Source organism: Streptomyces xiaopingdaonensis (assembly GCF_000262345.1).
In the GTDB taxonomy this organism is placed as follows: Bacteria; Actinomycetota; Actinomycetes; order Streptomycetales; family Streptomycetaceae; genus Streptomyces; species Streptomyces xiaopingdaonensis.
On the sequence record NZ_AJTQ01000356.1, the window covers coordinates 20,506 to 39,810 of the forward strand.

The 19,305-nt window shown below is 73.9% G+C and carries 20 protein-coding genes and 1 pseudogene; 6 read left to right on the plus strand and 15 right to left on the minus strand.

Annotated elements, in window-relative coordinates; all coding sequences use genetic code 11:
* Window positions 1–551 precede the first annotated feature (551 nt).
* The 10 genes from UWG_RS0126795 to UWG_RS0126840 form a co-directional block, all read right to left on the minus strand.
* A complete protein-coding gene (locus UWG_RS0126795; RefSeq protein ID WP_016910274.1) occupies window positions 552–881 on the minus strand; it encodes a histone-like nucleoid-structuring protein Lsr2 in 330 nt (109 codons plus the stop codon).
* A 277-nt stretch (window positions 882–1,158) separates the two neighbouring features.
* Window positions 1,159–1,683, minus strand: a complete 525-nt coding sequence (locus UWG_RS0126800) for an amino-acid N-acetyltransferase (RefSeq protein WP_033196399.1) — start codon at window positions 1,681–1,683, stop codon at window positions 1,159–1,161.
* 10 nt (window positions 1,684–1,693) lie between these two features.
* On the minus strand, window positions 1,694–2,203 hold the full coding sequence (locus UWG_RS0126805) for a BlaI/MecI/CopY family transcriptional regulator (protein ID WP_016910276.1): 510 nt from the start codon (window positions 2,201–2,203) through the stop codon (window positions 1,694–1,696).
* Window positions 2,204–2,331: 128 nt separating this feature from the next.
* Window positions 2,332–2,520 carry a hypothetical protein gene (locus tag UWG_RS0126810; RefSeq protein WP_016910277.1) on the minus strand — a complete coding sequence of 63 codons (189 nt, stop codon included), beginning with the start codon at window positions 2,518–2,520 and terminating at the stop codon, window positions 2,332–2,334.
* Window positions 2,521–2,611: 91 nt separating this feature from the next.
* The gene (locus UWG_RS0126815; RefSeq protein WP_016910278.1) at window positions 2,612–3,448 is read right to left on the minus strand and encodes a hypothetical protein; all 837 of its coding nucleotides are present in this window, start codon (window positions 3,446–3,448) and stop codon (window positions 2,612–2,614) included.
* 132 nt (window positions 3,449–3,580) lie between these two features.
* Window positions 3,581–4,378: a type III pantothenate kinase gene (locus UWG_RS0126820; RefSeq protein ID WP_016910279.1), complete on the minus strand. Its 798-nt coding sequence runs from the start codon at window positions 4,376–4,378 to the stop codon at window positions 3,581–3,583.
* A gap of 18 nt (window positions 4,379–4,396) precedes the next feature.
* Window positions 4,397–5,458 carry a carboxylating nicotinate-nucleotide diphosphorylase gene (gene nadC / locus UWG_RS0126825; RefSeq protein ID WP_016910280.1) on the minus strand — a complete coding sequence of 354 codons (1,062 nt, stop codon included), beginning with the start codon at window positions 5,456–5,458 and terminating at the stop codon, window positions 4,397–4,399.
* The gene (locus UWG_RS0126830; protein ID WP_016910281.1) at window positions 5,455–7,227 is read right to left on the minus strand and encodes an L-aspartate oxidase; all 1,773 of its coding nucleotides are present in this window, start codon (window positions 7,225–7,227) and stop codon (window positions 5,455–5,457) included. The genes nadC and UWG_RS0126830 overlap by 4 nt, the downstream gene beginning before the upstream one ends.
* Window positions 7,224–8,105, minus strand: a complete 882-nt coding sequence (panC, locus tag UWG_RS0126835) for a pantoate--beta-alanine ligase (protein WP_029391805.1) — start codon at window positions 8,103–8,105, stop codon at window positions 7,224–7,226. The genes UWG_RS0126830 and panC overlap by 4 nt, the downstream gene beginning before the upstream one ends.
* A complete protein-coding gene (locus UWG_RS0126840; protein ID WP_016910283.1) occupies window positions 8,102–9,109 on the minus strand; it encodes a Rossmann-like and DUF2520 domain-containing protein in 1,008 nt (335 codons plus the stop codon). Before UWG_RS0126840 ends, panC begins: the two co-directional genes overlap by 4 nt.
* A 381-nt stretch (window positions 9,110–9,490) precedes the next feature.
* On the opposite strand from UWG_RS0126840, the pseudogene UWG_RS34350 reads away from it, so the two are divergent.
* A pseudogene (locus tag UWG_RS34350) lies at window positions 9,491–9,817 on the plus strand (hypothetical protein); the annotation flags it as partial.
* 390 nt (window positions 9,818–10,207) lie between these two features.
* Here UWG_RS34350 and UWG_RS0126845 read toward each other — a convergent pair.
* Window positions 10,208–11,173, minus strand: a complete 966-nt coding sequence (locus UWG_RS0126845) for an alpha/beta hydrolase family protein (protein WP_016910284.1) — start codon at window positions 11,171–11,173, stop codon at window positions 10,208–10,210.
* Window positions 11,174–11,288: 115 nt separating this feature from the next.
* On the opposite strand from UWG_RS0126845, the gene UWG_RS0126850 reads away from it, so the two are divergent.
* Window positions 11,289–11,897: a TetR/AcrR family transcriptional regulator gene (locus UWG_RS0126850; RefSeq protein ID WP_016910285.1), complete on the plus strand. Its 609-nt coding sequence runs from the start codon at window positions 11,289–11,291 to the stop codon at window positions 11,895–11,897.
* Window positions 11,898–12,076: 179 nt separating this feature from the next.
* Here the strand turns inward: UWG_RS0126850 and UWG_RS33210 are convergent, their stop codons facing one another.
* Window positions 12,077–12,232: a hypothetical protein gene (locus UWG_RS33210; RefSeq protein ID WP_157838604.1), complete on the minus strand. Its 156-nt coding sequence runs from the start codon at window positions 12,230–12,232 to the stop codon at window positions 12,077–12,079.
* 140 nt (window positions 12,233–12,372) lie between these two features.
* Between UWG_RS33210 and UWG_RS0126855 the strand changes: the two genes are divergently transcribed.
* A complete protein-coding gene (locus tag UWG_RS0126855) occupies window positions 12,373–13,488 on the plus strand; it encodes a DUF5937 family protein (RefSeq protein WP_016910286.1) in 1,116 nt (371 codons plus the stop codon).
* Between the two features lie 8 nt (window positions 13,489–13,496).
* Here the strand turns inward: UWG_RS0126855 and UWG_RS0126860 are convergent, their stop codons facing one another.
* Window positions 13,497–14,177, minus strand: a complete 681-nt coding sequence (locus UWG_RS0126860) for a response regulator (protein WP_016910287.1) — start codon at window positions 14,175–14,177, stop codon at window positions 13,497–13,499.
* Window positions 14,174–15,433 (minus strand): sensor histidine kinase, encoded by a 1,260-nt coding sequence (locus UWG_RS0126865; protein WP_016910288.1) that lies wholly within the window; start codon window positions 15,431–15,433, stop codon window positions 14,174–14,176. Before UWG_RS0126865 ends, UWG_RS0126860 begins: the two co-directional genes overlap by 4 nt.
* Window positions 15,434–15,536: 103 nt before the next feature.
* Between UWG_RS0126865 and UWG_RS0126870 the strand changes: the two genes are divergently transcribed.
* Complete coding sequence (locus tag UWG_RS0126870) at window positions 15,537–16,532, plus strand: SAM-dependent methyltransferase (RefSeq protein ID WP_016910289.1); 996 nt, start codon at window positions 15,537–15,539, stop codon at window positions 16,530–16,532.
* Between the two features lies 1 nt (window position 16,533).
* Here UWG_RS0126870 and UWG_RS0126875 read toward each other — a convergent pair whose 3' ends face one another.
* Entirely contained in the window at window positions 16,534–17,715 is a 1,182-nt protein-coding gene (locus UWG_RS0126875) for an ABC transporter ATP-binding protein (RefSeq protein ID WP_016910290.1), read from the minus strand.
* Between the two features lie 132 nt (window positions 17,716–17,847).
* Between UWG_RS0126875 and UWG_RS0126880 the strand changes: the two genes are divergently transcribed.
* Together UWG_RS0126880 and UWG_RS0126885 are read left to right on the plus strand one after the other, a co-directional pair.
* Window positions 17,848–18,573: an ABC transporter permease gene (locus UWG_RS0126880; RefSeq protein ID WP_016910291.1), complete on the plus strand. Its 726-nt coding sequence runs from the start codon at window positions 17,848–17,850 to the stop codon at window positions 18,571–18,573.
* A 3-nt stretch (window positions 18,574–18,576) separates the two neighbouring features.
* On the plus strand, window positions 18,577–19,287 hold the full coding sequence (locus tag UWG_RS0126885; RefSeq protein ID WP_016910292.1) for an ABC transporter permease: 711 nt from the start codon (window positions 18,577–18,579) through the stop codon (window positions 19,285–19,287).
* The last annotated feature ends 18 nt before the right edge of the window (window positions 19,288–19,305 follow it).

A 19,305-nucleotide genomic window follows, 5' to 3' on the forward strand; every position in this document is an offset into this window, starting at 1 on the left:
CCCACCACCTGGGGCGGAGCGCTGCGATCGCCGTGTCCGAGCCGTCACGCGCCGCTCTTCCTCTCCTGTCGGGGCTCTTACCCCCGAACACGCACAGTCCATGCCGACGGGGGCGTACGCGGGGCAGCACATCCGCTGACGGCGAACAGGGTTGCGCGCCCAGGAGAGGCGCAGGAAGCACAGTGTGACGTGAGCGCCCAACTGAGCGTCACCACCACGGCGTTGGCGGGCCCCGGCGAAGGACCTCGGCAGGGCAGGACGGAGCGGCGCGCACTGGCGGGCGTCACGCTCCGGAACCGGTGCTCGGCGCCGAAGCCGGCCGCACGGGCCCTGGCGCCGTCGCGCAGAGTGAGGCGGGGCCGGCCGGCGGCGCACCCGGGGCTGGCCCCGGTGAGCCGCCCGCCCGGCGCGGGCCCGAGGGAGCCGCTTTGGTCCGCCTTATGCACCGGCGCTGCGGCCGGGCCGCGGAGTCGGCCCGGTGCGGCCGCCGGGCGGCGACGCGTCGTGCGCGCCCGGCTCGTCGCGGCCGGGGCTGCCGGCCGCTCCGCTGTTCAGCTCGTGGCCTTCTCGTACGCCTCGCGGATGCCGGCCGGCACCCGACCGCGGTCGTTGACGTCGTACCCCTGCTCCTTCGCCCACGCGCGGATCTTCGCGGTGTCCGGGGAGCTGCCACCCGACGCGCGGCCCTTGCCGCGTGCCGAGCGCCCGCCGGTGCGGCGCCCGCTCTTGACGTACGGCTCGAGCAGACCGCGCAGCTTCTCCGCGTTCGCCGACGTGAGGTCGATCTCGTAGGACTTGCCGTCGAGTGCAAACGTCACTGTCTCGTCGGCCTCTCCGCCCTCGAGGTCGTCGAGAAGAAGTACCTGGACCTTCTGCGCCACCGGTTACTCCCATTCGTCGATAACTGAATACTGATACTGACGACGAAAGCAAACCGCTTTTCCCGGTAAAACACAAACCCCGGACCGAGTTTGCCGCCGACCTGCTCATGATTGACGGACCTTTCGGACATAGCGACGCCCTCTTCACCGACGTGGCGACGGTTCGCCGCGCATCCCGTGAGAGGTCGCGTCAAAGGGATCGCGTCTTGTTCGGACGCGATCCCCGAACCCCGCCTTCGCGCCGCCGTGTTCGGCGCGGGAGAGAAGTCCCGACGGTTCACAGATACAGCAGCATGCGGCTGTTGCCCAGGGTGTTCGGCTTCACCCGTTCGAGATCCAGGAACTCCGCCACTCCCTCGTCATAGGAACGGAGCAGCTCGCTGTAGACATCGCCGTCGACGGGCGTCTCGCCGATCTCGGCGAAGCCGTGCCGGGCGAAGAAGTCGACTTCGAAGGTGAGGCAGAAAATGCGCCGCACGCCGATCCAGCGCGCGGTCCTGACGAGCTTGTCGAGCACCTGGTGCCCGATACCCGTGCCGCGCTGGTCGCGGGCGACCGCGAGCGTCCTGACCTCGGCGAGGTCCTCCCACATGACGTGGAGGGCGCCGCACCCGACGATCCTTCCGTCGTGGTCGCGCTCGGCCACCCAGAACTCCTGGATGTCCTCGTAAAGCGTGACCCACTGTTTCCCGAGCAGGATGCGCTCGCGGGTGTACGCGTCGATGAGGTCGTGCATCGCGGGGACATCGGCGGTCCGCGCCCTGCGCACGGTGGTTTCGCTATGCGGATCGGCTGCGGACATGCAACGGACGCTATCGCTCGGAACCGCCGGCGCCCGAAGCCGGGGGTTCCGCGCTCCGAGGTCCTGGCGAACTCCGAGAAGTGCCGGTCTCCGGGAGATCCGACTCGTTGCCGTCGGAAGGGAGTTGGGAGTCGGAAGGCCGTTCCGCTGGTTCGGCGGAAGGCGGGCCCTCTCTCGGCTCGTCCACGCGCACGCCGTTCAACTGGACGACGCGGAGTGCGTCCCTGAGTACTCCGACCTGTTCCGGCGACATCATGCCGAAGAAGTCGACGAGAGCGGCCGCCGGGTTGTCGCTCGCCGACCACGCCTCCTTCATCAGCGCGGCCGAGTAGGCGGCACGCGTGGAGATGGGTTCGTACCTATAGGCGCGGCCTTGCTGGTGCCGACGGACCCAGCCCTTCTGATGCAGGTTGTCCATTACGGTCATCACCGTCGTGTAGGCGATGGTGCGTTCCGATTCGAGGTCCTCGAGGACTTCCCGGACCGTGACGGGACGATTCCACCGCCAGATCCGCGTCATGACGGCGTCTTCCAACTCTCCCAGTGGCCGAGGCACGTGTGAATGGTAGTGGGAGATGTCCTGATACGGAGGGTTTTCCGGCCTGCATCGGGGGGCGCGTAACCCACCTCCGCTCGGGCGGAAGCAGGTCAGCGCTGCTGCGCGGGGCTCCCGGACTGCGACTGCTGCACGGCCTCGGCGCTGGCGAGGGCGGCGTCGACCGCGCCGTCCTCCTTCGCCTTGTTGGCTCCGCCCTGGCTCTTCACGATCGTCACGATGAGGGCGGTGAAGGCGACCGCCATCACGAACGGCGGTGTGAGTGCGGCGATGTAGTCCATGGCTCCGGGCCTCCTAGACGGTCGGGGCACCACCCTAGCGCGGGGCCCCTGGCCCCCTTCCGTACGCCCCGGACGCCGGAAGGGGGCCGGGTCAGGCCGTCGCGGCCGGGGTCGGGTGGGCCTGCGTCGTCGGGCCGGGGCGGCGCGGAGGGAAGACCTCGGCCGGGGTGGGCACGGGCTGGACCGGGTGCGCGGACGGGGGCTCGGTCTCCTCGCGGCCGGGAGCGTGCTGGGGCTCGGGCTCCTCGGACGGGGGCTCGGCCGGGGCGCCCTCGTCCGGGGGTGTCTCCTGGTCGCCGTTCTCCTCGGGCGCCGCGTCCAGCTCGGGGCCCTCGGGGGCGGGGGCAGGCGATGCGGTGTCCGGCGGGGCGAGGGGCTCCGTGGAGTCGGGCTCGGGGGCGAGTCGGGGCTGCGGGGCGTCGGCGGGGAGAGCGTGGGGCTCGTGCGCCGGGCGGGCGGGGGCGGGGATGCGCGGCGTCTCGGGCGACGGCGCGCTGCGCCCCCTGGGCAGCGAGGGGAGACGGGTGCGGACGGCGAGGTCGGCGATGCGCTCGCAGCGGAGCAGGAGCGCCTCGCGGCGGGCGCGCTCCTGCGGCCCCGCCGCCTCGGCGCAGAGGGAACGCAGCGCCGCGAGATCGTCGGGGCGCGGGAGGTAGCCGGCCGTGAGGGCCTCTTCGAGTTCGGCGAGGTAGCCGGCGGCGGCCCCGGGGAGCGCCTCACGGTAGCGGGCGAGGTCGGCGAGGAGGAAGGAGCGCAGCCGCCGGGACTCGCTGACGGCCTCCTCGACGGCGTCGGCGAGCCGCACGCAGCCGTGCGCGTCGGCGGCGACGGGATCGGCCTTCAGGGCGAGGGCGAGGGCGCTCCGCAGTACGCGCAGTTCCTCTGCGCTGAACGCCATGCCGCCGCGGGAACCGTAGGGCGTGGGCATGGCCAGACGATAAGTCCAGAAGCGAAAAAAGGGACTTAAAGTTGCTTTCGGGCGTGGCGATCGGTGACGCGGGCAGCCCGGACCTCCCCGCGGACGGCCGAGGGGCGTGTCCGCGGGGTCGGGTCGGCGGGGTCAGACGCGGGAGACGTTCCGCTCGTAGACGAGCCGCAGGCCGATCAGCGTCAGCCAGGGCTCGTGCTCGTCGATCACGGTCGCCTCGCCGAGGACCATCGGGCTGAGGCCGCCGGTAGCGATCACCGTGACGTCGTCCGGGTCGTCGGCGAGCTCCGCCGCCATCCGGTTGACGACGCCGTCGACCTGGCCCGCGAAGCCGTAGAGAATGCCGGACTGCATCGCCTCGACGGTGTTCTTGCCGATCACGCTCCGGGGGCGGGCGAGTTCGATCTTGCGGAGCTGCGCGCCGCGTACGCCGAGCGCGTCGACCGAGATCTCGATGCCGGGGGCGATCACGCCGCCCACGTACTCGCCTCGCGCGGAGACGGCGTCGAAGGTGGTCGCCGTGCCGAAGTCGACGACGACGCACGGGCCGCGGTAGAGCTCGACGGCCGCCAGCGCGTTGATGATCCGGTCGGCGCCGACCTCCTTCGGGTTGTCCATGAGGATCGGGACGCCCGTCTTCACGCCCGGCTCGACGAGGATCGCGGGGATGTCGCCGTAGTAGCGCCTGGTGACCTCGCGCAGCTCGTGGAGGACGGCGGGGACCGTCGAGCAGATCGCGATGCCCTCGATGTTGTCGCCGAGCTCCTCGCCGAGCAGCGGATGCATGGCCATGAGCCCCTGGAGCAGCACGGCCAACTCGTCGGCGGTGCGGCGCGGATCGGTCGAGATGCGCCAGTGCTCGACGATCTCCTCGCCGTCGAAGAGCCCGAGGACGGTGTGGGTGTTGCCTACGTCGATGGTGAGCAGCATGCGGTCTTCGTCGCTCCGTCAGTCGTCTTCGGCGAACGCGCCCGCGGGGCGCAGGTCGAGGCCGATGTCGAGGATCGGCGACGAGTGGGTGAGGGCGCCCACGGCGAGGTAGTCGACGCCTGCGGCCGCGTACTCGGCGGCGCCCGCGAGGGTGAGGCGCCCGGAGGACTCCAGACGGCAGCGGCCCGCGACGAGGCGGACGGCCTCCGCCGTCTCGGCCGGGGTGAAGTTGTCGAGCAGCACCAGATCGGCGCCGGCCGCCAACACCGGCTCGAGTTGGGCGAGTTCGTCGACCTCCACCTCGATGGGGACGCCGGGGAACTCGGTGCGCACCCGCGCGAACGCCTCGGCGACGCCGCCGGCCGCCACGACGTGGTTGTCCTTGACGAGCGCGGCGTCCGAGAGCGACATCCGGTGGTTCTCGCCGCCGCCGCAGCGCACCGCGTACTTCTCCAGTGCGCGCAGGCCCGGCGTCGTCTTGCGGCTGTCGCGGACCTTGGTGCGCGTGCCCTCCAGCGCGTCGGACCAGGCGCGGGTCGCGGTCGCGATGCCGGAGAGGCGGCACAGGAGGTTGAGGGCGCTCCGCTCGCCCGTGAGCAGGTCGCGGGTGCGGGTGCGGACGGTGAGCAGCGGCTGTCCCCGCTCGACGCGGGCGCCGTCCTCGACGTGCCGCTCGACCTCGAACTCGTCGGTGCACACGACCGAGAGGACCGCCTCCGCGACCCGCAGCCCCGCGACGGTGCCGGCCTCGCGGGCGGTGAAGTCCGCGACGGCGAAGGCGTCCTCAGGGACGGTGGCGACGGTGGTGACGTCGACGCCGTTGTCGAGGTCCTCCTCGATCGCGAGGTGCGCGACGTCCTCGACCTGGACGGGGTCGAGGCCCGCCTCGGCGAGGAGGGCGGCGAGGTCGGGGTCGAGGCCGCAGTCGATCGGGTCGAGGCCCGCGCCCTCGTGGCCGCCGCAGCCGCAGGAGTCGCCGCAGCCGTCGGCGCCCGCCGCCGGGCCGCCGATCTGGAGGAGCGGGACATCGACGGGCTCGGGACGGCGCTCCTGGGAGGAGTCCTGGGTGGGGCTGGTCACGGTCTCTCCTCGGTCGTTCTGCGCGGTCCGCGGCTGCTCGCGGGCGGCTCCTGGACGGTGCCCGGGAAAGCCGTCGACCCGGTGGTCCTCAACTCCGGGCGGCTCTCGGGCGCCTCGACCCTACTGCGCCCGGCGCGCGGTGCGGCGGGGGGCGGGGTGTCCAACGAGACGACCAGGTGGCGGCGCCAGGCCGGGTCCGCGTCGGGGCGGTCCTCGCGCCAGTGGCAGCCGCGGGTCTCCTCGCGGGCGCCCGCCGCGGCGACGAGGGCCGTCGCCACCAGGTGGAGGTTGGTCGCCTCCCAGCTCTCGACCGACGCGGCCGGGGCCTTCGCCGCCTCGGGAGCCTCGCGGAGCCCGGCGAGCTCCGCCGCCGCTGCCGCGAGCCCGGGCGCCGAGCGCAGGACGCCGGCGCCGCGCGTCATGAGGCGCTGCACGGCGCCGCGGGACTCGGGCGGCAGCAGCCGGGTGTGCTCGACGGCGCGGGGCGCGGGGAGCTGCTCGGCCGCGGTCCGGGTGTGCGCGTCGGCGGCGACCTCGGCCGCGATGCGCTCGGCGAAGACGAGGCCCTCCAACAGGGAGTTGGAGGCGAGGCGGTTGGCGCCGTGCACGCCCGTGCAGGCCGTCTCGCCGCAGGCGTAGAGACCGGGGACGGTGGTGCGGCCGTGGAGGTCGGTGCGGACGCCGCCGCTCGCGTAGTGCGCGGCGGGCGCCACCGGGACCGGCTCGGTGACGGGGTCGAGGCCGTGGGCGCGGCAGGCGGCGAGGATCGTGGGGAAGCGGTTCTTCCACATCGCGGCGCCGAAGTGGCGGCCGTCGAGGAACATGTGGTCGGTGCCGTGGGCGGCCGCGGTGCGGGTGATCGCCTTCGCGACGACGTCCCTGGGGGCGAGTTCGGCGAGCGGGTGCGCCCCCGCCATGAACCTGGCGCCGCCGGCGTCGACGAGGTGCGCGCCCTCGCCGCGCACCGCCTCGGAGATGAGCGGCTGCTGTCCCTCGGCGTCGGGGCCGAGGTAGAGGACGGTCGGGTGGAACTGGACGAACTCCAGGTCGGAGACCTCTGCTCCGGCACGGAGCGCGAGCGCGACGCCGTCGCCCGTCGAGACGGGCGGGTTGGTCGTCGCCGCGAAGACCTGGCCCATCCCTCCGGTGGCGAGGACCACGGCCGGTGCCCGCACCGCGCCGACGCCGTCGTGCTCGCCCTCCCCCATGACGTGCAGGGTGACGCCCGCGGCGCGGCCCTCGGTGTCCTTGAGGAGGTCGAGGACGAGGGCGCCCTCGACGGTGCGCAGCCCGGCGCGCGAGCGGACGGCGGCGACGAGGGCGCGGGAGATCTCCGCGCCGGTGGCGTCGCCTCCGGCGTGCGCGATGCGGCGCCTGTGGTGGCCGCCCTCGCGGGTGAGCGCGAGGGCGCCGTGCTCGGCGTCGAAGCGGGCGCCCGCCGCGATCAACCGGCGTACGGCGTCCGGGCCTTCGGTGACGAGGACGCGGACCGCTTCCTCGGCGCAGAGCCCGGCTCCGGCGACGAGGGTGTCCTCGAGGTGCTCTTCGAGGGTGTCGCCCTCGCCGAGCGCGGCTGCGATGCCGCCCTGCGCCCAGCGCGTCGAGCCGTCGTCGAGCCTCGCCTTGGTGACGACGACGGTGCGCAGGCCGGTGTCGGCGCAGTGGAGCGCCGCCGTGAGCCCGGCGACGCCCGAGCCGACGACGACGACGTCGGCCTCCACCGTCCAGCCGGGCGCCGGGGCCGCGAGCGGCGGAGCGCCGGCGGTCACCGGGGGCCGCCCGCCGCGTCGCCGAGGGGGAGGCGGACGTTGTCGATGAGGCGGGTCGTGCCCACGCGTGCGGCGACGGCGAGCACCGCCTCGCCGCGGTGGTCGCCTTCCGCTTCGGTGAAGTCGGCCGGGTCGACGAGCGCGAGGTAGTCCGTCGCGACCTCGGGCTCGGCGGCTGCGAGGACCGTGCGGGCCGCCGCGCGCACGGCGTCGGGCCCCTTCGCCACCGCCGCGGTGCCCGCGTCGAGCGCGGCGGAGAGGGCGAGCGCCGACCGGCGCTCGGCGGGCGAGAGGTAGCGGTTGCGGCTGGAGAGCGCGAGGCCGTCGGGCTCGCGCACCGTGGGGACGCCGACGATCCGCACGGGGAAGTCGAGGTCGGCGACCATGCGCTGCACGAGGGCGAGTTGCTGCGCGTCCTTCTCGCCGAAGAAGGCGAGGTCGGGGGCGGTGAGGTGGAGCATCTTCGCGACGACGGTGAGCATCCCGTCGAAGTGGCCGGGCCGCGAGGCGCCTTCGAGGCGCTCGCCCATCACTCCGGCCGAGAGCCCGACCTCCGGGGTCCCGCTCGGGTAGACCTCGTCGGCCGAGGGGGCGAAGACGGTGTCGGCTCCGTGCTCGGCCGCGAGCCGCAGGTCGGCTTCGAGGGTGCGCGGATAGCGGTCGAGGTCCTCGCCCGGGCCGAACTGGAGCGGGTTGACGAAGACGGTCACGACCACGCGCCCCTGCGGGCCGACGCGTTCTCTCGCGGCGCGGATCAACGCCGCGTGGCCCTCGTGGAGCGCGCCCATCGTCATGACGACGGCGCGCTCGGTGCGCGGGGCGCCGGGCTCCGCGCGCAGCTCGTCCGCGGTGCCGACCAACAGGGGTGTTCCGCTCATCGGTCGTCTCCCGACTCGTCGTCGTCCTCGGGTCGTTGGGCGTCGCCTTTCGCCCTGCGCGAGCGACTGTCGGCGGGGCCGGAGAGGACGTCGAGGAGGTCCTCGGCGAGCTCCGGCTTCAGCAGCCCGTGTGCGAGCGCGCGGTCCGCCGTGGCGCGGGCCATGGCGAGGTAGCCGGAGACGCTCTGCGGCGCGTGCTTGCGCAGCTCGGCGACGTGCGCCGAGACGGTGCCCGCGTCACCCCTGGCGACGGGTCCGGTCAGCGCCGCGTCGCCGGAGCGGAGCGAGTTGTCGAGCGCGGCGGAGAGGAGCGGCCCCAGCATCCGCTCGGGCGCCTGCACTCCGGCGGAGCGCAGCAGGTCCATCGACTCGGCGACGAGCGTGACGAGGTGGTTGGCACCCACGGCGAGCGCCGCGTGGTACAGCGGCCGCGACGCCTCCTCGATCCACTCGGGCTCGCCGCCCATCTCGATCACCAGCGCCTCGGCCGCGAGCCTGAGCTCCTCGGGCGCCGTCACGCCGAACGAGCAGCCGGCGAGGCGGTGCACGTCGACGGCGGTCCCCGTGAAGGTCATGGCGGGGTGGAGCGCGAGCGGCAGGGCGCCGGCACGGGTGGCCGGGTCGAGCACGGCGGTTCCGTACCGGCCGGAGGTGTGCACCAGGAGCTGTCCCGCACGGACGGCGCCGGTCTCCGCGAGGCCGGCGACGAGGCCGGGGAGGGCGTCGTCGGGGACGGTGAGCAGGACGAGTTCGGAGCGCGCGAGCACCTCGGCGGGCTCGACGAGCGGCACGTCCGGGAGGTGCTCGGCCGCGCGCCTGCGGGACGCCTCGGAGACGCCAGAGGCGGCGACGGTGCGGTGCCCGGCCATCGCCAGGGCGGCGGCGAGGACCGGCCCGACCCGCCCTGCGCCGACGACGCCGACCGACAGGCGGGCGGGTCTGTCCTGCGCGCGGGGCGAGGGCGCGGGTTCTGGCGGGTGCGGGGTGTGCTCGGCAGGGTTCACCGGGGGCCTTCCGTCTGCGTTCCGGTCCCTGGGGCCGGGTACCGGACGTTCCTCGGCCATGCTAATGCCTGGCGCCGGCGCGGAAGAGGGCCGTGATTCGGGACCAGCGGCCTGCTCAGCCGGAAGGCACGTGCGTCGTCGCTGGTGGGACGGGTTCGTCGGTTCGGCCGGAGGCCGCGGCCGTCTCCAACTCGGCCTGGAGAAAAGCCTCTTACGAGGGGCGTGCACGCGTCGCCGTGCGCCGCAGGAGCACGACGCGGCGGGCAGTGCAGGACGGCGGCTGCCCGTGTGGCCGTGCCGCAGCGTGCGAAGTCGTGCAGCGTCCGCAGCCTGTTGCAGCGGGGCTGCATCGACCGGCGCTGAAGGAAACCGTGCAGGAGCGTGCAAGGGACGTGCACGGGTCTCCGCGGAGAGGGATCGCACGGGCAGCACACCGCAGCGGCGGCCCGTCCTCGCGGACCTCGGCAACGCGCAGGGCCCGCCCCGGCTCGCCGCCGAGCGGGCAGCAGCCGTGCGCGCCGCCGAGCGACCGCCCTTCGACGACGCCGAGTTCGAGGCACGCCGCGCCGAGTTGCGGGCCGGACGGCGGAGGGGCGGCTCGACGGGCTCGTCGTCTTCCGCCCGTCCAGCGTCGAGTACCTCTGCGGCTGCCACACGGCGGAGACGGCGCCCCAGCCGCTGCTGGTGACGGCGGAAGGGACCGTCCTCCACGCCCTTGACCTGGAGGACGGCCGCGCACTTGCGAGCGGATACGCCGACCGCGTACGCCTCTGCGGAGTCGCGGACGCGTTGAGCGGCTCGACGCCTCCCTCGCCGACGCCACCACTGTGCTGCCGCGCGATGCCCGCGTCGCGCACTCCCCCACCCCGCCGCACGCCGTCACGCCGCCGCCGGACCGCGGGCTGCCCCGACCGCCTCCTCGAACGGGCCGGCGAATGGCGGGGTTGGGGTACGCCTTCAGGCCGGCACCCGGTCCGGACGTTTGCACGGACGCCCCGGCCCGCCATGCCCTCACCGCGACCTGATCGAGCAGCGGCGGAGGCTGCCGCGATGGTCCAGGCGGGCACGGTGGAACTTCCGGGGGCTACCTGCTCCGGACTACTTGCTGTCGATGCGGCCGAGTGCCGCACCGGTCTCAGCCAGTGCCGCGGTGGCCTTCGCCCATCCGGAATCGGCCGGGTCCAGCGCGCTGCGCAGGTAGGCGGTGGTCAGTCGCTGCAGTACCGCGACCCGCTCCGGGTTCTCGTCGGTGGTCTCGGCGGCTTCCCAATTCGGGATGCCGCCCAGGGAGTGCTCGGCGTCGAACAGGGTCAGCAGGTCGGTGGCGCCCGGGCTGTGGACGTAGGCGTCGGTGAACCAGTCCGGGCCGCGGCTCGACATCTTCGACTGGTCGTGGTCGCCGGCCACCACGAGTGCGGGCGTGGTCAGCTCGGCGAACGAGGGGTTCATGAACGGGAAGTGCTCCTGGGCGAACGGGTGCAGCTCCTCGCCCCCGATCCCGGTCGCGGCCAGCAGCACGCCGGCCCGCACGCGTCGGTCCGCGTAGCCCTGGCCGGCCTCGCCCGTGCTGTCGAGAACGCGGGCGCCGAGCAGCATCTGCACGGTCTGGGCGCCCCAGGAGTGTCCGGCTGCGACGACGCGGTCACGATCGACCCGCCCCGCAAGGCCCGGCACGGCGCGTTCGATCGTCTCCGACTGGTCCATGGTCCGCACGAGGTCGGCGTGCCGCTCGGTCCAGACCCGGCCGAATCCGGGGTGGTCGAACCCGATGCCGTCGCGACGGGAGTCCAGGTGCGTCGGCTGGACGACGACGAACCCGCGAGACGCCCAGAAGGCCGTCAGGGGTGCGTATCCGTCGAGCGACCATCCGTTGCCGTGCGAGAACAGCAGCACCGGCAGGTCGTGTCCGGTCACGGGGGCGGAGACGCGCACGTCGAGCGGGAGCGCTCGGCCTGGCGCGTCGAGGCGCGCCGGGGCGACCGAGACGACCGGGCCGCCGGCGCCGACGATGTCGTCGAGGGCATGGACGATCGGGGTGTCGGTCGTTGGGGGAGTACCACTCATGGAGATCACTCGTCCTTTGCGTTCGGGGCACCCGCCGAGCACAATAGAAGCGGAGCGCCGTTCCGAAACAATACGGAGCAGTGCTCCGCTTAGCAAGTCTCGACGAAGGTTCCCCATGACGACTCCCGGCCCGGACGGCCCGACGCCCCGCGCGAAGCGCGTCGACGCCAGGCGCAACGAACAGGCCCTGCTCGAGGCCGCCGCCGCTGTCTTCGTGACGGACGGTGTGGATGCGCCTGTGCGGCTGATCGCCGCACGCGCCGGGGTGGGCATGGGGACGATCTACCGCCACTTCCCCACGCGTCCCGCACTGGTGGCGGCGGTCTATCAGCACCAGGTGGAAGCGCTGGCCGAAGCAGGCCCTGCGCTCCTGCGCGAGTCCGGCGACCCCGGAGTCGCCCTCCAACGGTGGGCGGCCGGCTTCGTCGACTTCCTCGTGACCAAACACGGGCTCGCCGATGCGCTCGGGTCCGACACGGAGGGCGTGAACACCCTCCATCAGTACTTCGTCGACCGGCTCGTCCCGGTGTGCGACGCCCTGCTCGACGCCGCGCTCGAACCGGGGGCCTCCGGGCGGGTGTCCGGATACATGCTCATGCGCGGCATCGGCAACCTCTGCATCGGCGGCGACGACGACCCCCGCTACGACGCCGCCCGCCTGGCCACCCTTCTGGTGGCAGGGGTCACGGGGAACAGCACCGCGACGCGGAGCACATCCGACTGACGGAGCGCGTCGCCCCGCGGGACTCCGGTGCTGCGGTCCTCACCGTGGACGAAGAGACCGGCGAGGCGTCCGGGGGGCGTGAGGTTGTCGCGCGCTCCGCCTGCGAGGGCTCGCCGAACCGATCGCGGGTGCCGAACCCCCCGCGCTGCTGCGGCACTTCGTCCCGCTCCGCCGGGGCACTAACCGGCCGGGCGCCTCCCCGCCCGGGACCGCGCCGCCGCACGCCGACGGCGCCACCACGCGCCCAGCCGGCGGGCTTCGACGGTGCCGGGCGCGGGCGGCACGGTACGGCCGAGTCGGTACAGGTCGATCGCGTACTGCTGGGTGACTGTCATGCCGTCGAAGGTCCCGCCGTACTCGACCCCGGGGCCCGCGGATTCCCCGGCGGCGTCAATCGGCCCGCGGCGCAGGCACCGATTGACGCCCGCGGTCAAACGACGTGCCGCAGCAGCCGCGACCTGCGCATCATGACGGGATGAGCATCACCGTGCACCTCGCCGACCTGAGCCCGGAGCGGACCGTCTTCCGCCCCTCCCCGCTCGCCGAACTCGGCACGGTGCTGCACACGTTGGCGGCACCGGCGCACCACCCGGGCGCCGGTTCCTGGGCGGCGGACATCTCGGCGCGCACCCCTGCCGACCTCGCCGACCGCCTCTGCTGCACGGAGCTGCTCTGGGGCGCCACCTTCTCCGACCTGCTGCTGGGCTTCGCCGCCCGGCCGGAGGCCGAGGGCCGCCCCGGCGAGACCCTCGCCGAGGACCTCGACCTGCTCGACAAGCTCGACGACGAGGAGTACGTCACCGTCGCGCTGGAGTTCACCTGCCTCTCCGAGTACGACAGCCTCAGCCCGCGCTCCCCGCTCCACGACGAGGGCCTCCGCGAGCAGGCGCTGGCTCTCGCCGCCGCGCGCGGCCGGGAGCAACTCGACTTCACCAGGCGGCTGATCGACGACCCGCCGCGGATGCGGCGCTGGATGCGCCGCCTCTTCGAGGAGTGCGACGAGGCGTTCTTCGCCGACATCTGGACCCAGGTCGGCCCCCGCCTCAGCGCCGACGCGCGCCGCAAGCGCGACCTCCTCCTCCACCACGGCATGCGCGCGGCCCTCACCGACATCTCCCCCGCGCTCTCGCTCGACGAGAGCGGCACCCGCCTGGAGATCGACAAGCTCGCCGACGCCGAGACCGACACCCGCGGCACCGGTCTCACCTTCGTGCCGACCACCTTCAACTGGCCCCACCTGATGGTGCTCCACCGCCCCCGCTGGCGCCCCGTCGTCCACTACCCGGTGGCACCGCCGCAGCCCCGGCAGCAGACCCCCGCCTCCGTCGAGCAGTTCGCGCTGCGCATGGAGGCGCTGGCGCACCCCGTCCGGATGCGGATGTGCCGCAGCCTCTCGCGCTCCCCGCACACGACGGGCGAGCTAGCCGAGGTGTACGCGCTCAGCGCACCCGAGGTCTCCCGCCACCTGGCCGTGCTCCGCAAGGCCGGCCTCGTGACCGTCGAGCGGCAGGGCCGGTACGTCAAGTACCAGCTCGACATCCCGGTGGTGGCGCGGCTCGGCGGCGACTTCCTGGAGACAGTGCTGCGCTGACGGGCGCCTCAGGACCCCGAGGCGCGCACCACGCCGAGCTCGTACGCGAGGACCACCGCCTGGACGCGGTCGCGCAGGTCGAGCTTGGTGAGGATGCGGCCGACGTGCGTCTTCACCGTCGCCTCCGAGAGCACGAGGCGGGTCGCGATCTCCCCGTTCGACATCCCGCGTGCGACGAGCCCGAGCACCTCGCGCTCGCGCTCCGTGAGCCTGGCGAGGACGCCCGTCTCCGGCTCGGTCTTGGCGGCGGGAAGCACTTCGGAGAAGCGGTCTATCAGCCGCCGCGTGGTGCTGGGCGCGACGACGGCGTCGCCGCTGTGGACGGCGCGGATCGCCTGCAGGAGGTCGGTCGGCGGGACGTCCTTGAGCATGAAGCCCGCGGCGCCCGACTTCAGCGCGGAGAAGGCGTACTCGTCGAGGTCGAAGGTGGTGAGGATGAGGACCTTCGGGTCGCCGGGGCCGCCTTCGCCGCCCTCGCAGATCCGCCGCGTCGCCTCCACCCCGTCGATCCCCGGCATGCGGACGTCCATGAGGATGACGTCGACCGCCGTCGAGCGGAGCAGCTCCAGCGCCTCGCCGCCGTCGCCCGCCTCCGCGGTCACCTCCATGTCCGGCTGCGCCGCCAGCACCATCCGGAATCCGGCGCGCAGCAGCATCTGGTCGTCGACGAGCATGGTTCGGATCGTCATCGGTTCCTCCGTCGTTGGGCCGGCGCCGCCTCCGCGGCTTCGGGGAGTGGCAGTACGGCGCTTATCCGGAACCCGCCCCCCGGGCGCGGCCCCGCCTGGAGGCTGCCGCCGACCATGTCGACGCGCTCGCGCATCCCGATGAGCCCGTGGCCGAGCCCGTCGGCGCCGCCTTCGTGGAGCCGGCGGTCCTCGCCGCTGCCGTCGTCCTCGGCGAGCAGCGTCAGCTCCCGCTCCCCGTACTTCAGGAGTACCTTCGCACCCACCTGGTCCCCGCCGTGCTTCCGGCTGTTGGTGAGCGCCTCCTGGACGACGCGGTACGCGGTCAGCTCGACGCCGCTCGGCAGCGCCCTGGGGGACCCCTCGATGCGGAAGTCGACGGTGAGCCCCGCGCTCCGCACCTGCTCGACGAGTTCGGCGAGCTGCTCGACGCCGGGCTGCGGCACGTAGGCCGCCGCGTCGCCGTCCGGGTCCTGCCCCGTGCGGAGGACGCCGAGGAGGCGGCGCATCTCGGCGAGCGCCTGGCGTCCGGTGCCGGAGATCGTCTCCAGCGCGCCCCGCGTCTGCTCGGGCGCGCTGTCGAGGACGTACGCCGCGCCGTCGGCCTGCACCACCATCACGGAGACGTTGTGCGCCACGACGTCGTGCAACTCCCGTGCTATCCGGGCGCGTTCGGCGGCGACGGCGACCTTGGCGCGGGCCTCCCGCTCCCGCTCCAGGCGAGTGGCGCGCTCCTCCAGCTCCGCGTAGTACGCGCGTCTGGTGCGCAGGGAGTCGCCGAGCACCCAGGCGAGGACGAAGGTGACCGTCATGAAGATCGTGCCGAAGACCGCGCCCGAGGGGTCCTGCCCCTCCGTCGGCCATCGCACCGCGGAGAGCGAAGGCGCGGCGACGGCGCCCACGAGCGCGAACCGGGAGGCCCACCGCGCTCCCCGCGAGGCGACGGTGAAGATGATCACCAGCAGCGCGAAGTCGCCCGGGTAGACCGTCACATCGGCGACGAGCTGCGCCACCCCGGCACCCGTCGCGAGGAGCAGCATCTGCTCGGGCAGCTTCCTGCGGAGCGCCACGGCGGCGGAGAGCGCGAGGGCGATCGGCACGAACGTGAGGCCGTCGACGAGCCCCGAGGGCAGGTCCGTGTCCCCCTGGACCACCTGCCCCGCGAAGAGGTAGAGCGCCGAGATCCCCAGCAGAAGCAGCGCCCAGAAGCCGTCCACCCACATGGGGTGTCTGCGGAGGAAGTCGTAGATGCGGCTCACGGTATCCAGCGTATGGAGCCGGCCACGCCGACCGGGTCAGCCCGACGGCCGATCCGCGGCCCCGTGACTACTCCCCAAGGTGGAGGCCGCCTCCCGCTAGCGTGTGCGCGTGCACACCGAGTTCAGAGGCTGGCGCGACGCCGCCGTCGAGGCGCTCTACGGCCCTGGCGGCTTCTACACGGGGCAGGCGCCGGGCGACCACTTCCGCACCTCCGTTCATGCGTCGCCGCTCTTCGCCCGCGCCGTCGCGGAGTTGCTGCGCCGCGTCGACGAAGCCCTGGGGCGCCCCGACGGGTTGGAGTGCGTCGACATGGGGGCCGGCCGCGGCGAGCTCCTCACCGGTCTGCTCGCCGCCGTCCCCGAGGAGTTGGCGAAGCGGCTGCGTCCCGTCGCGGTGGAGCGCGCGGAGCGCCCGGCCGGGCTCGACGCGCGGATCGAGTGGGCGGAGGCGCTGCCGGGGCACCGCACCGTGCGGGGGCTGCTCTTCGCCAACGAGTGGCTCGACAACGTGCCGCTCGACGTGGCGGAGGTCGACTCCGAGGGCGCCCTCCGCTACGTCCTCACCGACCGCTCGGGCGCCGAACGCCTCGGCGGCCGGCTCGACGCAGACGACGCCGCGTGGCTGGCGCGGTGGTGGCCGCCGGAGCCGGAGCCGGGCGCCCGGGCCGAGATCGGGGAGCCGCGCGACACCGCCTGGGCCGCGGCCGTCGAGACGCTCGCCGCCGGCGTCGCCGTCGCCGTCGACTACGGCCACGAGCGCGCCGACCGGCCGCCGTTCGCGACGCTCACCGGCTTCCGCGACGGCCGCGAGGTACGGCCCGTCGCCGACGGCACCTGCGACCTGACGGCGCACGTCGCGCTCGACGCGTGCGCCGCCGCCGTACCCGGGCCCGCACTGCTGCGCAGCCAGCGCGAGGCGCTGCACACGCTCGGCGTCCGCGGCACCCGCCCACCGCTCTCGCTCGCCGCGGACGACCCGGCGCGCTACGTGAGGGAGTTGGCCGCGGCGGGCGAGGCGGCCGAACTCACGGAGCAGGGCGGACTCGGCGACTTCGGCTGGCTCGTCTGCCCGGTGGAGACGCACGACCCGCTGGCCTGAGTCAGGCGTCCGGCACCCCGCAGGCCGCCGCCTCGGTCCGCGGGACCTGCCGTTCGTCGGCATCGACGGAGCGGCGCAGCGCCTCGTGGAGCCCGGCGGGGGTGAGGACGCCGATGAAGCGGTCGGCGTCGTCGAGGACGGCGACCCACCCCGCGTCGTACTGGAGCATGGTGCTGAACGCGTGCTTGAGCGTGGAGCCGAGGCGGAGCCACGCCTCCATGCGCCGTGCGTGCTCGCGCACCGTGCCGAGGTCGCCGCCGCCGCCCTCGCAGGCCGCGTGCACGGCGGGCGCCGAGACCCAGCCGTGGAGCTCGTCGGCGTCGTCGAGGACGACGGCCCAGCGCGCGGCGGCGGTGCGCATCCGCTCGTCGGCCTTGTCGAGGCGGTCCTGGAGGTGGACGACGGGCGGCCGCTCCAGGTCGCTGCGCTCGACGGGCGTGACGGAGAGCCGCTTCAGCCCGCGGTCGGCGCCGACGAAGTCGGCCACCCGGTCGTTGGCCGGCGCGCCCAGCACCTTTGCCGGGGTGTCGAGTTGCTCGATCCGGTGGTCGCCGAAGACGGCCATCCGGGCACCGAGGCGCACCGCCTCCTCGATGTCGTGTGTGACGAAGAGCACCGTCTTGTCGAGCGTGGAGTGGAGGCGGAGAAACTCCTCCTGGAGCCGCTCGCGCACCACCGGGTCGACGGCGCCGAAGGGCTCGTCCATGAGGAGTACGGGCGGGTCGGCGGCGAGCGCCCGCGCGACCCCGACCCGCTGCCGCTGCCCGCCGCTGAGCTGGTCGGGGAAGCGGTCGCCGTACTCCGACGGGTCGAGGCCCACGAGGTCGAGGAGTTCGCGGGCGCGCTCGCGCTGCCGCTTCTTCGGCCAGCCGAGCAGATGCGGAACGGTCGCGGTGTTCTCCAGGACCGTCCGGTGCGGGAAGAGCCCGGCCTGCTGGATGACGTATCCGATCCGCAGCCGCAGGCGCACGGGCTCGACGGCCGCGATGTCCTCTCCGTCGACGAGGATGCGCCCCGCCGTGGGCTCCTCCAGGCGGTTGACCATCTTCAGGGTCGTCGTCTTCCCGCATCCCGAGGGCCCGACGAGGGTGACCAACTCGCCCTGGGCCACCTCGAAGGAGAGGTCCTCGACGGCGAGCGTCCCGTCCGGGTAGCGCTTGGTGACGTTGTCGAAGCGGATCATCTGCGTCCTTGTGGCTGCCGGTTGCTGCGGCGTGTACGCCGCCGCCACAAGTCTCCCCGAAGCTGCCGAAGAATCGCACGCATTACCGGATCGCGGGTAGGGTCCCTGGGACGCCGAGCGGGAGGTGACGGCGTGCTGACCGAGACCGGACCGGCCCTGACCTCGGCCGGAGAGACGACGGACTGCCTCGCCACCAACGCGTGGTTCTGCGGCGAGTACGTCCGCACACGTGGCGGCGAACTCGCAGCCGCCACGGCCGAGCACGTCTGGATCACCGCGGCCGCCGTCGGCCTCGCGCTGCTCCTCGCCGTGCCGCTCGCCCTCGCTGCGCGTCGGTGGCGCCTCGCCAGAGGGCCGGCGCTCGGGCTCACCACCGTGCTCTACACGATCCCCTCGCTCGCGATGTTCGCGCTGCTGCTCCCCTTCTTCGGGCTCTCGGCCGCGGTCGTCGTCACGGGGCTCGCGCTCTATTCGCTGACGGTGCTGGTGCGCAACGTCCTCGCGGGCCTGGAGTCCGTGCCCGCCGAGGCGACCGAGGCGGCACGCGGCATGGGGTACGGACCCGTGCGGCTGCTGTGGGAGGTCGAGCTTCCGCTGGCGCTGCCCGCGCTCCTCGCCGGGGTGCGGATCGCGACCGTCACCGCCGTCTCGCTCGCGACGGTCGGCGCGACCGTCGGGTACGGCGGGCTCGGCAACCTCATCTACGACGGCATGGAGAGCTACTTCAAGTCGCAGGTGCTCACCGCCTCGGCGCTCTGCGTCGTCCTCGCCGTCGCCGCCGACCTGCTCCTCCTCTGGCTTCAGCGCGCGCTGACGCCCTGGACGCGCCGTCGGCGGGCGGCCGGAAAGGCGGGCTGAGCGATGGACGTCGTCCCCGAGGTGTGGCAGTGGCTCACCTCACCCGAGCACTGGACGGGCGCCGGCGGGGTGCTCCAACGGCTCGGCGAGCACGCCTGGTTGACGGGGATCTGCCTCGTGATCTCCTGCGCGCTCGCGCTGCCTCCGGCGCTCTGGCTCGGGCACGTCGGCCGCGGGGGCGCGCTCGCCGTGAACCTCGCGGGCGCGGGGCGCGCGGTGCCGACGTTCGCCGTGCTGGTGCTGCTGAGCATGGGCCCGCTGGGGCAGTGGGGCGAGTCGGCGACGATCGTCGCGCTCGTCCTCTTCGCGCTGCCGCCGCTGCTGACCAACGCGTACACCGGTGTGCGCGAGGCCGACCGCGAGGTGGTGGAGGCGGCGCGCGGCATGGGGATGACGGGCTGGCAGCTCCTCCGGCAGGTCGAACTCCCGCTCGCCTTCCCGCTGATCGCGACGGGCGTGCAGACGGCCGCCGTCCAGCTCGTCGCCACGGCGACGCTCGCCGCGCTGCCGGGGGGCGGCGGGCTCGGACGGCTGATCACCGCGGGGCTCGGCAACTACGACACCACGCAGGTCGTCGCGGGCGCGCTGCTCGTCGCCGTCCTCGCCCTGCTCGTCCAGGCCGCGCTCACCGCGGCCGAACGCCTCCTCGACCCACTGCGCCGGCACACACGCAGGACGGAGCCGGCCGCGTCCCCCGAGCCCGCGTCCGTCTGACCGCGTACCGCGCACCGC